Source organism: Gandjariella thermophila, assembly GCF_005405885.1.
GTDB classification, from domain to species: domain Bacteria; phylum Actinomycetota; class Actinomycetes; order Mycobacteriales; family Pseudonocardiaceae; genus Gandjariella; species Gandjariella thermophila.
In genome coordinates, this window is record NZ_BJFL01000004.1 from 138,963 (window position 1) to 152,810 (window position 13,848).

11 protein-coding genes and 1 pseudogene are annotated in these 13,848 nt (G+C 72.8%); 6 read left to right on the forward strand and 6 right to left on the reverse strand.

What is annotated here, in order from left to right:
* Positions 1-57: 57 nt before the first annotated feature.
* Positions 58-1,206 (reverse strand): annotated as a pseudogene (locus tag FFT21_RS30660) (glycosyltransferase); the annotation flags it as partial.
* Between the two features lie 176 nt (positions 1,207-1,382).
* Here FFT21_RS30660 and FFT21_RS06455 point away from each other — a divergent pair.
* Both FFT21_RS06455 and FFT21_RS06460 read left to right on the forward strand, forming a co-directional pair.
* Positions 1,383-1,631, forward strand: coding sequence for a DUF6457 domain-containing protein (locus FFT21_RS06455; protein WP_137812842.1), 249 nt, complete (start codon positions 1,383-1,385; stop codon positions 1,629-1,631).
* Between the two features lie 539 nt (positions 1,632-2,170).
* Positions 2,171-2,959, forward strand: a complete 789-nt coding sequence (locus FFT21_RS06460) for an IclR family transcriptional regulator (protein ID WP_137812843.1) — start codon at positions 2,171-2,173, stop codon at positions 2,957-2,959.
* Positions 2,960-3,122: 163 nt separating this feature from the next.
* Here the strand turns inward: FFT21_RS06460 and FFT21_RS06465 are convergent, their stop codons facing one another.
* From FFT21_RS06465 to FFT21_RS06485, 5 genes are all read right to left on the reverse strand, one after another.
* Positions 3,123-4,031, reverse strand: coding sequence for a glycine betaine ABC transporter substrate-binding protein (locus tag FFT21_RS06465; RefSeq protein ID WP_225978138.1), 909 nt, complete (start codon positions 4,029-4,031; stop codon positions 3,123-3,125).
* Between the two features lie 95 nt (positions 4,032-4,126).
* A complete protein-coding gene (locus FFT21_RS06470; protein WP_137812845.1) occupies positions 4,127-5,059 on the reverse strand; it encodes an ABC transporter permease in 933 nt (310 codons plus the stop codon).
* The gene (locus FFT21_RS06475) at positions 5,052-6,236 is read right to left on the reverse strand and encodes a quaternary amine ABC transporter ATP-binding protein (RefSeq protein WP_225978139.1); all 1,185 of its coding nucleotides are present in this window, start codon (positions 6,234-6,236) and stop codon (positions 5,052-5,054) included. The genes FFT21_RS06470 and FFT21_RS06475 overlap by 8 nt, the downstream gene beginning before the upstream one ends.
* A gap of 260 nt (positions 6,237-6,496) precedes the next feature.
* Positions 6,497-7,687: an NAD(P)/FAD-dependent oxidoreductase gene (locus FFT21_RS06480; RefSeq protein WP_137812847.1), complete on the reverse strand. Its 1,191-nt coding sequence runs from the start codon at positions 7,685-7,687 to the stop codon at positions 6,497-6,499.
* 91 nt (positions 7,688-7,778) lie between these two features.
* Positions 7,779-8,096, reverse strand: a complete 318-nt coding sequence (locus FFT21_RS06485) for a bifunctional 3-phenylpropionate/cinnamic acid dioxygenase ferredoxin subunit (RefSeq protein ID WP_137812848.1) — start codon at positions 8,094-8,096, stop codon at positions 7,779-7,781.
* 450 nt (positions 8,097-8,546) lie between these two features.
* On the opposite strand from FFT21_RS06485, the gene FFT21_RS06490 reads away from it, so the two are divergent.
* From FFT21_RS06490 to FFT21_RS06505, 4 genes are all read left to right on the forward strand, one after another.
* Positions 8,547-10,997, forward strand: a complete 2,451-nt coding sequence (locus tag FFT21_RS06490; protein WP_137812849.1) for a GcvT family protein — start codon at positions 8,547-8,549, stop codon at positions 10,995-10,997.
* A 15-nt stretch (positions 10,998-11,012) separates the two neighbouring features.
* Complete coding sequence (solA, locus tag FFT21_RS06495; RefSeq protein ID WP_137812850.1) at positions 11,013-12,158, forward strand: N-methyl-L-tryptophan oxidase; 1,146 nt, start codon at positions 11,013-11,015, stop codon at positions 12,156-12,158.
* Between the two features lie 36 nt (positions 12,159-12,194).
* Entirely contained in the window at positions 12,195-13,313 is a 1,119-nt protein-coding gene (locus tag FFT21_RS06500) for an aromatic ring-hydroxylating oxygenase subunit alpha (RefSeq protein ID WP_137812851.1), read from the forward strand.
* A gap of 79 nt (positions 13,314-13,392) precedes the next feature.
* Complete coding sequence (locus FFT21_RS06505) at positions 13,393-13,845, forward strand: PIN domain-containing protein (RefSeq protein WP_137812852.1); 453 nt, start codon at positions 13,393-13,395, stop codon at positions 13,843-13,845.
* Positions 13,846-13,848 lie beyond the last annotated feature (3 nt).

Below are 13,848 nucleotides of genomic sequence, written 5' to 3' on the forward strand. Positions count from 1 at the left end.
GGCACGGTCGGCCTCGCCGGCCACCCGGCGGTAGACGGCCGCGGCGTCCGCCGCGATCCGGTCCCACGAGTAGCGGGACTGCACCCGGTCGCGGCCGGCGACGCCGTACGCGAACCGCATGCCGACGTCCGCGAGCAGCCCGCGCACCGTGCGGGCGAGCAGGTCGGGCCGGCGCGGCGGCACGTGCAACCCGGTCACGCCGTCCACCACGATGTCCGCCAGCGCTCCCACCGCGGCGGCGATCACCGGCAGCCCGCAGGCCATCGCCTCCAGCGCCACTGTGCCGAACGGGTCGTACCACGGCACGCACACCACGGCGTCCGCGGAGCGCAGCAGCGCGGGCAGGCGCTCCGCCGGGACGGGATCGACCAGCCGCACCCGACCGGCGACCCCGGTCGCTCCGGCATGCCCGAGCAGCCGGCGCACCTCGGGATGCTCGGCGAGCCGGCCGGGTGGTGGCCCGCCGAGGATCAGCAACTCGGTCTCCGGCAGCCCACGTAGCGCGCTGACCACGGTGTCCAGCCCCGCGGCCGGCGCGGGGTCGCCGGCGGCGGCCACCAGCCGGTGGCCGGAGGGCCGCCGGGCGGCGGGACCGTGCGGGCTGAACCGGGTGAGGTCGACGCCGTCGGGGACCACCGTGATCCGGGTCCGCGGCACGCCCATCCGCAGCAGCACGGCGACCTCGTCCGAGCAGTTTGCCAGCACGTGCGCCACCCGGCGCCCGAGCATGCGTTCCCAGCGTGCCCGCGGCGCGGCACGGGAACCGTGCGCGGCCTCGCGGGCCCGCTGCCGGGGCGGGGGCACCGCGGCCAGCCCGTGGTAGCTCTGCACCACGGGAGCCTCGGCCACGGCGGCCGCCAGCACCGACGCCAGGCCCGCGGTCCAACCGTGCGCGTGCACCACGTCCGGCGGGTCCCGCCGCCACCGGCCGGCCAGCCCCTCGCTGAACCGGCCGAGGTGGCCGGGTGGCTCGCCGGCCACGGCCCCCTCCCCCGGCTCCACCGCGCCGACCGGAATGCCCACCACCTCGAACCCGTCCGCCAGCGACCGTTCCCGCTGCTCGCCGGCGACGTGGACGACGACCCGATGACCCTGCCGGGCCAGGGCCGCGGCGAGCTGGGCGACGTGCCCGCTCCGCCGCCCGGTCGCCCCCACCTGGTGCGGAGCGGGTGGGCCGGTGCGGTCGCACACCATCGCGATCCTCATCCGGTGAACCCCACCCCCGGTTCATTGCCGGTGGTTCGCCGGGTAAACGCCCGGGGAAGGCCCACTACGCCGGGTGGTTCGCCGCCACCGCTGCCATATCGGCGCGCCCACCCGAGCGGCGGGTCCGTGCCGGGACCGGGATCATGGTGGCGGACCCGCGAACAGGAAGGAACGCGATGAGCGTGTTGGACGACTGGACCCGGCGGGTCGCCGAGGAACTCGCGCTGGACCCGGCCGTGCTGGACCAGACCGCGGTGCTCGACGTGGCCAGGGACGTCGCGCACGCGGTGGCCCGGCCGGCCGCCCCGCTGACCGCCTACCTGCTGGGCGTGGCCGTCGGGCGCGGTGCCGACCCGGCCACGGCAGCGGCGGAGATCGGCCGGCTCGCGCGGGACTGGGCCGGCCGTGCCGAGAACAGCGGCTGACCGGCCGGTACGCGAGGAGGGCTCGGCCGGCAGCGGCAACCGGCAGCGGGGTGCGCGGCAGGCCGACAGCGCGAAGCCGAACAGCTGGGCGGTACTGGCACAGTCCACATAGCCGGTGTGGTCCCAGGGCCGCACCGCCGCCAGCACCGGCGCCCCGATCCGCTCGCTCGGCCCCACCCGGCCGGCGTCGCGGCGATCGGACCCGTGTGCGAGGAAGCACCCGGCTCCGCGGAGCAGAAGGCCCGCTGGCCGCCGAGATGGGGCGGGCTCGAGTGGATCGGCGCGTTCGCACTGTCCGAGCCGCACGGCGGGTCCGGTGTGGCTGGACACGGCGGCGCTGGCCAAGTCGTTCTGCACCACCAAGTTGCGCGGCGTGAGGAGCGCTCGGCGAGGAGTCCTCTGTGGACAGTGTGTTGGTATGCCGTTCCACCGCGCGAAATGCGCGCTGAGCAGGCCGGCGGCCGGGCCAGTCGAGCGCCCCGGGGACAACCTTCCGCGCGGGGGTTAGGTTTGGTCCTCTTAGCGGTTAGAGTTGCGTCATGGGCAACACAGATGGCACAGGCCGGGGTTCGCCCGCCCTCGTTCAGTCGGTCGACCGAGCCGTCAGCGTGCTCGAGCTGTTGGCGACCCACGGCGAGTTGGGCATCACGGAACTGGCCAGAGAGATGGAGGTGCACAAGTCGACGGTGTCCCGCCTCGTCAGCGTGCTGGAGTCGCGCGGGCTGGTGGAGCAGCTCAGCGAGCGTGGCAAGTACGCCATCGGGTTCGGCGTGGTCCGACTGGCCGGGGCGGTGGCCGGCCGGATGGACTTGGCCAAGCTCGGCCACCCGATCTGCCAGGAGCTTGCCGAGGAACTCGGCGAGACGGTGAACATCGCCGTCTCCGACGACGGCGCCGCCATCAACGTCAGCCAGGAGCGCGCGACCGCCGCCATCGCGGCAGAGAACTGGATCGGCCGGCGAACCCCGCTGCATGCCACATCCAGCGGCAAGATCCTGCTCACCGCGATGTCGCCCGGCCAGCGGGAGAGGATCCTCAGCGATCCGCTGCCCAGCTACACGCCCTGCACGATCACCGACGTCGACGAGTTGCTGGCCACCATCGAGCGGGCGGCCAAGGACGGGTACGCCGTCTCCCTGGAGGAGCTGGAGGTCGGGCTGCACGCGGTGGCCGTGCCGGTGCGCGGCAGCCACGGCTCGGTGATCGCCGCGCTCAGCGCCAGCGGGCCGGCCTACCGCCTGTCCCGGCAGCGACTGCGGCAGATCGTGCCCACCATGAGCGCCGCCGCCGGGGAGCTCTCCGCGCAGCTCGGCTACTTCGCCGGCTGACACCGCGCCGCCGGGCCGCCGGAGCGCGCCCGCCGGGACGTCCCGCATCGGAGGGGGCCCTTCGACCGGCGCCGGCGCGCCCGACCGGGCGGTGTAGCCCGGCGGGCGCGCCGCGGCCGCCCCGGTGCGCATGCCTCGACGCCCGGCCGCCTCGCGCCGTTGCTCAGCCGGTGAAGCTGCTTGCCACCTGCGGGTTCTGGTTCAACCACTCCTTGGCGGCGTCCTGCTCGTGACCCTTGCCCTTCTGCTCGATGAGCTGTTCCAGGGTGCCGAGCTGGTGGTCGTCCAGGTGGAACTTCTTCAGCCAGCCCGTCACGTCGGGCTTGCTCTGGGCGAACTTCTGGCTGGTCACCGAGTGCAGCTCGTCCGGCTTACCCCAGGCGCCCTTCGGGTCCTGCAGCACCTTGATCGGGAACTTGGTGAACGCCAGGTGCGGGTGCCACAGCGTCACCACGATCGGCTTGTTCTCCTTGATGGCGCTGTCCAGCGAGGCCAGCATCGCCGGGGTGCTGCCCTCGGCGAGCTGGTACTCGCCGTTCAGCCCGTAGGCCGGCAGCACGTTGTTGCGCGCGATCCGCATCTCGCCCGCGCCCGGCTCGATACCGACGATCTTGCCGTCGAACTGGCCGGCCTTGCCCTTCAGCTCGTCGATCGAGTTGATCTGCACGTAGTTGGGCACGGCCAGCACCAGGTCCGCCGGGCTGTACCAGGACCCCACGTCGTTGAGCTTGCTGCCGAACTTCTCCCAGTAGGACTGGTGCGTGCTGGGCAGCCACGCGTCGAGGTAGGCGTCGACCTGGTTGTTCGCCAGCCCGGTGAACGTGCTGGCGATGTCCAGCTGCTGCAGGTTGACCTGGTAGCCCTTGCGCTCCAGCAACTCCTTCCACAGGTAGCTGGCCGCGATGTCCTCGTCCCAGCCCTGGACGACGGCGAGTGTCACGGACTTCGAGTTGCTGTCGCCCCCCGTGCCCCCCACGGTTGCCGACTTGCCGCTACAGCCCACCACCACCGCGAGCACGGCGGCGATGACGCCGGCCAGGACCATCCTCCCCCGTCGAGAGGTCACGAACACCAGATCCATCTCCTTCGTATCGATAACAGCCGCCGCGGGAAAGAAGCATCGGCGGTGCTTGACTGCCGCTTCCGCGGGGGAAGCTGCGTCGGCGGTCAGGACGAGACGGCCCCGAGCGGCGCCCGCTGGGCACCCGCCTCGGACGGCCGCGTCTGGGGACCCTTCCTAGGCCGCCACGGCAGCCAGGAGCCGGCGGGCCGCCGTGCCGTGGCCAGCGAGTTGGTCACGCGGTCGAGGAAGATGGCGAGGAAGACAACGGCGAGGCCGCCCTTGAAGCCCACGCCGACGTCGAGGGTGCTGATGCCCTGCACCACCACGGCGCCCAGGCCGCCCGCGCCGACCATGCCGGCGATCACCACCATGGACAGCGCCAGCATGATCACCTGGTTGACGCCGGCCATGATAGACGGCATGGCCAGCGGCATCTGCACGTCGCGAAGTAGCTGGCGCGGCTTGGTGCCGAAGGCCAGCGCGGCCTCGACGACCTCCTTGTCCACCTGGCGGATGCCCAACTCGGTGAGCCGCACGGCGGGCGGGATGGCGAACACCGTGGTGGCCATGACACCGGGAACCACCCCGATGCCGAACAGGAACACCGAGGGGATCAGGTAGACGAACACCGGCAGCGTCTGCATGAAGTCCAGGATCGGCCGCACCACGTTGCTCACCGTGGCGTTGCGGGCCGCCCAGATGCCCACCGGCACGCCGATCAGCACCGCGATCACCGAGGCGACGATGACCACGGCGAGCGTCTGCATCGCCTGGGTCCACAGCTGCATCTGCTGGATGAGCAGGAAGGCGATCAGGGTGAACACGGCGAAGCCCCACCGCCGGGCGAGGAACGCGAGCACGGTGAACACCGCGGTGACGACCATCGCGTGCGGCGCGGTCAGCACGAACAGCACCGCGTTGATCAGCTCCACCATCACCGCCGACACGGCGTCGAACAGCGGTCCCAGGTGGCTCTTCAGCCAGTCGATCGCGACGTTGACCGGCTGGCCGATGTCGAAGTTCAGCAGGTCAGACATGTGCCGCCCTCTCCGGGTTCGCCAGCGCGCCCAGCACCGCGGCCCTGGTCACCACGCCGAGCAGCCGACCGCCGTCGTCGGTCACCGCCAGCGGCACGCGGTGCTTGCCCACCACCGGGAACAGGTCGATGAGCGGGGTCTCCGGCCCGACTCTGGCGAAGTCGTCGCTGGTGCACTCGCCGACCGACACGACGGAGCCGCGGGCCGCCTGCGCCAGCCGGTCCTCGTCGGCCACGCCGAGCACCCGGTCGCCGGCGTCCAGCACGTACATCGCGGACGCCTCGATGTTGCTCAGCCGGCCGAGCACCTCCTGCGGGCTGTCCTGCTCGCCGGCGGTGACCACCGGCTCCCGCATGATGGTGCCCGCGGTCAGCACCCGCGAACGATCCACATCGGACACGAAGTCGGAGACGTACTCGTCGGCCGGCGCGGAGAGAATCTCCTGCCCGGTGCCGAGCTGGACGACCTTGCCGCCGCGCATCACCATGATCTGGTCACCGAGGCGCATGGCCTCGTTCAGGTCGTGCGTGACGAACACGACCGTGCGCCGCAGCTCGTGCTGCAGCTGCAGCAACAGGTCCTGCATATCCCGGCGGATCAGCGGGTCCAGCGCGCTGAACGGCTCGTCCATCAGCAGGATCTCCGCGTCGGTGGCCAGCGCGCGGGCCAGCCCGACCCGCTGCCGCATGCCGCCGGACAGCTCGTCCGGCCGGCTTTCCCCCCACTTCTCCAGGCCGACCTGGCGCAACGCCCACTCGGCGCGCTCGTTCTGCTCCGCCTCGGCGGCCCGGCGGACCCGCAGACCGTAGGACACGTTCTGCCGCACCGTGCGGTGCGGGAACAGCGCGAAGTGCTGGAAGACCATGCTCACCTTGCGGTTGCGCAGCTCGCGCAGTTCGGGGGGACTCATCGCGGCGACGTCGCGGCCCTCGATGAGCAACTCGCCGGCAGTCGGCTCGACCAACCGGTTGACCATGCGGAGCAGGGTGGACTTGCCGGAGCCGGACAGTCCCATCACCACGAACAGTTCGCCGCGGTTGACCGTGAAGCTCACCCCGTCGACGGCGACCACCCGCTGTCCGGCCTGCCCGGCGGCGCCGCGCGGGCGCCATCGCCTCCGTTGTCCAGAACGGTCATCCGAACCGAACACCTTGGTCAGCCCCCGACCTTCGATCACCGGATCCCCTGGGGAATCCGTTGGCCCGCTTGACACGGGCTCCGCGACCGCTGACCTGGTCGCCACCGTCTGCCACCTCCCGAAGCCGCCGTTTCGCATAGCGAAACAATCTTCTAATGTGGACAACCATGCGCCGCCCGTGACACAGCCGTCAAGTGTTCGAGCTTTCTCGTTTGAGATGCGTCACTCTCGGCAGAAGATTGCCTCACACAGCGCGTGGTGCCTGTGGCAGACGGTGTATCGGGTGTGTGCCGATCGGTCTACCGCGCGTGGATCGCGGCCAATTGGCGGCGAAGTTTGGTGAACAGTCGCGGACTGTCGAAGGCAAGCACACCAACCACTGCGCCGTCGCGGTGATACGTTGCCACGAAACGACGATCCGCCGGCGCACCGTCGACGAACCGCACCTCGCCGGTCGGATCGACCTGGCCGGCGAACTGGATACGCACCCCGTACTGCTCGGACCAGACATAGCCGTCGGCCGCGTGGCGGGCCACGGTGCGCCCGGCGAGCAGGTTGCGCACCGCGGTCGCCGGCGTCGCCGCGGCGTTCGACCAGTGCTCGTGGCGCACCCGGCGCCCGGTGGCGTCCGCCTGGTAGCGCGCCACGTCGCCGGCGGCGACCACGTTGGGCAGCCGCGTCACGCAACCGGCGTCGCAGAGCACCCCGTCGTCCACGGCGATGCCGGAACCGGCGAGCCACTCCGTGGCCGGACGCATCCCCACGCCGACCACCACGACGTCGGCGTCGACGCGCCCGCCGTCACTCAACTCGACCGCGGTGACCCGGCGGCCACCGGCACCGTCCGGGACGCTGACCAGCCCGGCGACCGACACGCCGCAGCGCAGGTCCACGCCGTGGTCGGTGTGCAGGTCCGCGCACACCGCGCCGATCCGCTCGCCGAGCACCCGGGACAGCGGCACCGGCAGCGCCTCGATCACCGTGACCGGCACGCCGAGCGCGTGGCAGGAGGACGCCACCTCGGCGCCGACGAAACCGCCGCCGACCACCGCCACCCGGGTCGCGCCGGCGAGCAGGTCCGCGCGCAGCGCCAGCGCGTCGTCCAGGGTACGCAGCACGTGCACGCCGCGGATCCCGCGCGCGCCGGGAAGCCGCCGCGCCACCCCGCCGGTGGCGATCACCACGCCGTCCACCGGCAGTTCCGACCCGGTGGACAGGACCAGGGCGCCAGCCGGCGGCACCAACCGCTCGGCCCGCACGCCCAGCCACATCTCGGCGGACAGCCGCGCCACCTCGCCGTCGTCCAGCAGCGCGATCTCCGCCCGAGTCGCCTTGCCCAGCAACACGTCCTTGGACAGCGGCGGCCGGTCGTACGGCTGATGTGCCTCCGCGCCGACGACGACCAGCCGCCCCGCGTAGCCCTGGGCGCGCAGTTCCTGGGCCGCGCGCACGCCGGCCAGCGACGCGCCGACCACGGCGATCGTTCTCACGCGACGCCCCCTTCTTCGCGAGGTCGCGCGCGGCCCTGCGGCCCGGGCGCGCGCGTGGTGTGCTTGCCGGCTGCCGCGCTCGGCACCGGCGTCACGCGACACCCTCGGTCGGCGGGGTGTCCACGTAGACCACGCCGTCGTACACGTGCACCGGGTAGACGTTCACCGGCCGCTTGGCGGGCAGGCAGGTGGGCATCCCGGTGCGCAGGTCGAAGGACGCGGCGTGCAGCGGGCATTCCACGAAGCAGCCTTCCAGCCAGCCGTCCGCGAGGGACGCGTCCTGGTGGGTGCAGGTGTCGTCGATCGCGTACAGCGCACCGTCGACGTTGAACACCGCGATTGGCACGTGCGCGGAGACGCGCACCGACTCGCCGGGAGGCAGGTCGACCAGGCGACAGGCTTCGATCATGAGTGAAGTCCCCCTCCGTTGCGGCATCCAGAACGTGGCTTGAATGCTGCAACAGCGTGCTGGTTTGCCGCGGTCGCGTCAAGGGGCTCCGGCAGGCTACCCGGCGGTCACTTCCGCCCAGGCTTTCTTGCTGCTCGCAACGGTTTCCCGGGGCGGGAGACCGACCACGAATGACGTATTGACACGGCCGCACGCGGCTCGCATCGTGTTGCATCACGCGAGTCGCGTCTCGCTTAACACAACAAATACCGGACGTTCTGACCGCCGTAACACCGCGCACCGCCGCGCCGTCGCCGTGCCCGCCGTTCCGCACCGATCCCAGGAGGACGTGGCCGTGACCCACCACACCGCCGCCCCGAGCCACCGCCGTACCCGTCGAAGAAGCGAGCGCCGACCGACATTCCACAGTGGACAAGTCCGCAGTGGACGGAGCGGGGAGGTGATGCGCTGATGGGCGGCGGGCCGCGGGTGGTCGTCATCGGCGCCGGCATCGTCGGTTGCGCGCTGGCCGACGAGCTCACCGCGCGCGGCTGGACCGACGTCACCGTGCTGGAGCAGGGCGAGCTGTTCGCCACTGGCGGATCCAGCTCGCACGCGCCGGGTCTGGTGTTCCAGACGACCGGCTGCAAGACGCTGACCGACCTGGCGCGCTACACCGTGGGCAAGTACCGCGAGCTGACCCTGGACGGCGCGTGGTGCTTCCGGCCGGTGGGCGGGCTGGAGGTGGCCACCACCCCGGAGCGCTGGGCCGACCTCAAGCGCCGGCACGGCTGGGCCACCTCCTGGGGCGTGCCGAGCCACCTGCGCACGCCGGAGGAGTGCGCCGCGCTGCACCCGCTGCTCGACCCGGACGCGATCCTGGGCGGCTTCCACATCCCCGGCGACGGCCTGGCCAAGCCGCTGCGCGCGGCCGAGGCACAGGCCCGGCGGGCGATGGCGCGCGGCGCGCGGTTCCTGGCCCGGCAGAAGGTGACCGCCATCCAGCGTTCCGCCGGCAAGGTCACCGGCGTGGTCACCGAGACCGACAGCTTCCGGGCCAACGTGGTGATCAGCTGTGCCGGCATGTGGGGCCCGCTGATCGGCCGGATGGTCGACCTGGTGGTGCCGCTGGTGCCGATGGCGCACCAGTACGCCAGGACCGGGCCGGTCGCGGCGATCGCCGGCGCCAACGACGAGCGCACCGAGGCGAGCCTGCCCATCCTCCGGCACCAGGACGCCGACCTGTACTTCCGCGAGCACGTGGACCGCATCGGCATCGGCGCGTACGGGCACCGGCCGATGCCGCTCGCCCCCGACGAGATCGGCGACCCGCGGGCGATGGCCGGGATGCCGTCGGAGCGGCCGTTCACCCCGCCCGACTTCGAGGAGTCCTGGCGGGCCGCGGTGGACCTGCTGCCCGCGCTCGGCGAGACCAAGGTCGAGGAGGGCATCAACGGCCTGTTCTCGTTCACCCCGGACGGCAATCCGCTGCTCGGGGAGCATCCCGACCTGGCCGGGTTCTGGGTCGCCGAGGCGGTGTGGATCACCCACTCCGCCGGCGCGGCCAGGGCGATGGCCGAGTGGCTGGTGGACGGCCAGCCCGGGGTGGACCTGCACGGCTGCGAGCTGTCCCGGTTCGAGCCGGCCCAGCTCTCCCCGGAGTACGTGCACGCACGGAGCTGCCGCAGCTTCGTCGAGGTCTACGACATCGTGCACCCGTCGCAGCCCGCCGAGGTGCTGCGCCCGCTGCGCACCGGCCCGTTCCACGAGCGCCAGCAGCGGCTGGGCGCGGTGTTCAGCGAGGCCGCCGGATGGGAACGCCCACTGTGGTACGAGGCCAACGCGGACCTGCCGGAGGTGGCGCGGGTGCCGCCGCGCACCGGCTGGGCCGCCCGGTACTGGTCGCCGACCGCCGGCGCGGAGGCGCTGGTGGCCCGGCAGAGGGTGGCGATGTTCGACATGACCCCGCTGAAGCGGCTGTCCGTCACCGGGCCCGGCGCGCTGGACTTCCTGCAGACCATGACCAGCAACCAGATCGCGAAGAAGCCGGGCACGGTGACCTACACGCTGATGCTGGACGAGGCCGGCGGCATCCGCAGCGACCTCACCGTGGCCCGGCTTGGCGAGCAGCAGTTCCAGGTCGGCGCGAACGGCAACCTGGACCTGGCCCGGCTGCGCCGCTGGCTGCCCCCGGATGGTTCGGTGCGGATCGACGACATCACCCCAGGCACTTGCTGCGTCGGCCTGTGGGGACCGCTTGCCAGGGCGGTACTGCGGCCGCTCACCCGGGAGGACGTCTCCGCCGAGGCGATGCGGTACTTCCAGGCCCGGCAGTTCTCCGTGGCCGGCGTCCCGGTCACCGCGCTGCGCCTGTCCTACGTGGGCGAGCTGGGCTGGGAGCTGTACACCACGGCGGACCTCGGCCGCGCGCTGTGGGACGCGCTGTGGGACGCCGGGCAGGAACACGGGATCATCGCGGCCGGCCGCGCCGCGTTCACCAGCATGCGCCTGGAGAAGGGCTACCGGTCCTGGGGCACCGACATGACCGGCGAGCACGACCCGTATGAGGCGGGGGTCGGTTTCGCGGTGCGGATGGACAAGGGCTACTTCGTCGGCCGGGACGCGCTGGCCGGCCGGTCCCCGGACACCGTGCGGCGCCGGCTGGTCCCGCTGGTCAGCGACGACCCGGGCGCGGTGGTGATGGGATCGGAGCCGGTGTTCGTGGCCGGCACGCCCGCCGGCTACGTCACCAGCGCCGCCTTCGGCCACACCGTCGGGCAGTGCATCGCGTACGCGTGGCTCCCCGCCGAGGCCGCGGTGCCCGGCCGGCCGGTGGACGTCGAGTACTTCGGCGACCGGCTGCCCTACCGGGTCGCCGAGGAACCGCTGTTCGACCCGCGGATGACCCGGCTCCGCGCCTGAGGCCGAGGAGTTGCCATGCCTCCCTACGACGTCATCGTGATCGGGCTTGGCGGCATGGGCAGCGCCGCCGCCTACCGGCTGGCCCGGCGCGGCCGGCGGGTACTCGGCCTGGAGCGGTTCACCCCGGTGCACACCCACGGCTCCAGCCACGGCGGCTCGCGCATCACCCGCCAGGCCTACTTCGAGGACCCGGCCTACGTGCCGCTGCTGCTGCGCGCCCACGAGCTGTGGCTGGAGGTGGAGCGCGACTCGGGCCGGCACATCCTGCGCCTCACCGGCGGGCTGATGATCGGGTCGCCGGGCAGCCGCACCGTGGCGGGCAGCGTGGCCAGCGCGCGGCAGTGGGACCTGCCGCACGACCTGCTCGACGCCGGCGAGATCCGCCGCCGGTTCCCCACCATGCGGCCCGCCCCCGGCGAGGTCGCGCTGTACGAGCCGAACGCCGGGCTGGTGGTGCCCGAGGAGAGCGTGGCCGCGCACCTCGACCTCGCCGCCCGCGCCGGCGCCGACCTGCGGTTCGGGCAGCGCGTGCGGTCCTGGTCGGCGCTCGGCGACGGCAGCGGCGTGCGGGTGGAAACCGCCGAGGCGGTGCACACCGCCGAGCGCCTGGTGGTCTGCCCGGGCGCCTGGGCGCCCGAGATGCTCGCCGACATCGGCGTGCCGTTCACCGTGGAGCGGCAGGTGCAGTACTGGTTCGCGCCGCGCGGCGGTGTCGAACCGTTCCGCGCCGACCACCATCCCATCTACGTCTGGGAGCGTGGTGGCCGCCAGTGCTACGGCTTCCCCGCGCTGGGCCGGCCGGAGGACGGCGTCAAGGTGGCGTTCTTCCGCGGCGGCCGCACCTGCACCCCGGACACCATCGACCGCACCGTGCACCCGGAGGAGGTGGCCGCGATCGCCGAGTTCGCCGGCGCGGCAATCCCGGACCTACCCGGCACCTTCCTGCGCGCCGCCACCTGCATGTACACCAACACCCCCGACGAGCACTTCGTGATCGGCATCCACCCCGAGCACCACCAGGTGACCGTGGCCTGCGGGTTCTCCGGCCACGGCTTCAAGTTCGTCCCGGTGGTCGGCGAGATCCTGGCCGATCTCGCGCTCGACGGCGGCACCCGCCACCCCGTCGCGCTGTTCGACCCCAAACGTGCCTTCACCGGGTAACCCGACCCCGCCCCGAAGCCCGAGAGGCGACCCAGCATGACCCAGACCGACCTGCCCGGCAGCCTCGTGCCCACGCTGCCCGGCCACTTCTACACCGACCCTGACCTGTTCGGCCGGGAGCAGCGGCGCATCTTCGAGTCGATGTGGTGCTGCGCGGTGCGCGCCGCGGACCTCCCCCGGCCCGGCGACTTCCGCACCGTCCAGATCGGACGCGAGAGCGTGATCGTGGTGCGCGGCCGGGACGGCACGCCGCGCGCGTTCCTGAACGTGTGCCGGCACCGCGGCGCACGGCTGTGCGTCGAGGAGTCCGGCACGGTGCGGCGCGCGTTCCAGTGCGCATACCACGCGTGGACCTACGGCACCGACGGGAAGCTCGTCGCCGCGCCGAACCTGACCTCGATGCCGGACGTGGACCGGGCCGGGTACGGGCTGGTGCCGGTGCACCTGCGCGAGTGGCTCGGCTACGCCTGGGTGTGCCTCGCCGACCCACCGCCGTCCTTTGTAGACACCGTAGCGGGCACGGTGGCCGAGCGGCTGGGCTCGGACACCGCGATCGACGCCTACGGCCTGCCCGGGCTGGAGCTGGGCAGGCGGATCCGCTACGACGTGGCGGCCAACTGGAAGCTCATCGTGGAGAACTTCATGGAGTGCTACCACTGCGCCACGATCCACCCGGAGCTCACCGAGGTGCTGCCCGAGTTCGCCGGCGGGTACGCGGCTCAGTACTACGTGGGCCACGGTGCCGCCTTCGGCCCGGAGGTCGACGGGTTCACCGTGGACGGCGGCGCGGGCTTCGACCGGTTGCCCGGCGTCGGCGCCGACCAGGACCGCCGCTACTACGCGATCACGGTGCGGCCGCAGGTGTTCCTCAACCTGGTGCCGGACCACGTGATCCTGCACCGGATGTTCCCGGTCGCGGTGGACCGCACGATCGTGGAGTGCGACTGGCTGTACGCGCCGGAGGTGGTGGGTTCCGGCCGGGACCTCTCCCGCTCGGTCGAGCTGTTCCACCGGGTCAACCAGCAGGACTTCGCCGCCTGCGAGCGCTGCCAGCCGGCGATGGGTTCGCGCGCCTACGCCCGTGGCGGGGTGCTGGTCCCCTCGGAGCACCACATCGGCCGGTTTCACGAGTGGGTCCTCGCGGCGCTGGGTTGAGCCGGCGCCACCCTGCGCGGGCCGGCTTGTCGGGCTGTCCGCGTCCCACCGGGACCGCCGCGGGTGGCAGGCTGGCGGCATGGCCGTATCCGACGAACCCGCCGCGCTGCCGCTGATGGTCGTGGACGCCGCCAACGTGGTGGGCTCGGTGCCCGACGGGTGGTGGCGCGACCGGTTCGGGTCCGCCGAGCGGCTCCGCGACGCGCTGGTCGAGGTGGCGGCCCGCGGGCTGCCCGGGGATCGGCGCGGCACGGTGCCGGCGTGGGCGCGGCGGCCGCCGTTCGAGCTGGTCCTCGTGGTGGAGGGGGCCGCGCGGGGGCTCGGTTCGGCGCATGGAGTCCGGGTGGTCTCCGCGCCGGGCAGCGGCGACGACGCCATCGTCGACCTGCTGCGCGAGCGTGGCGCGGACCGTCCCTGCCTGGTGATCACCGCAGACCGGGAGCTGCGCGGCCGGGTCACCGGGCTCGGCGCGTCCGTGGTGGGGCCCCGCGTGGTGTGGCCACCCCCGCCGGAGCGCGCCGAGATCCCGTGAAGA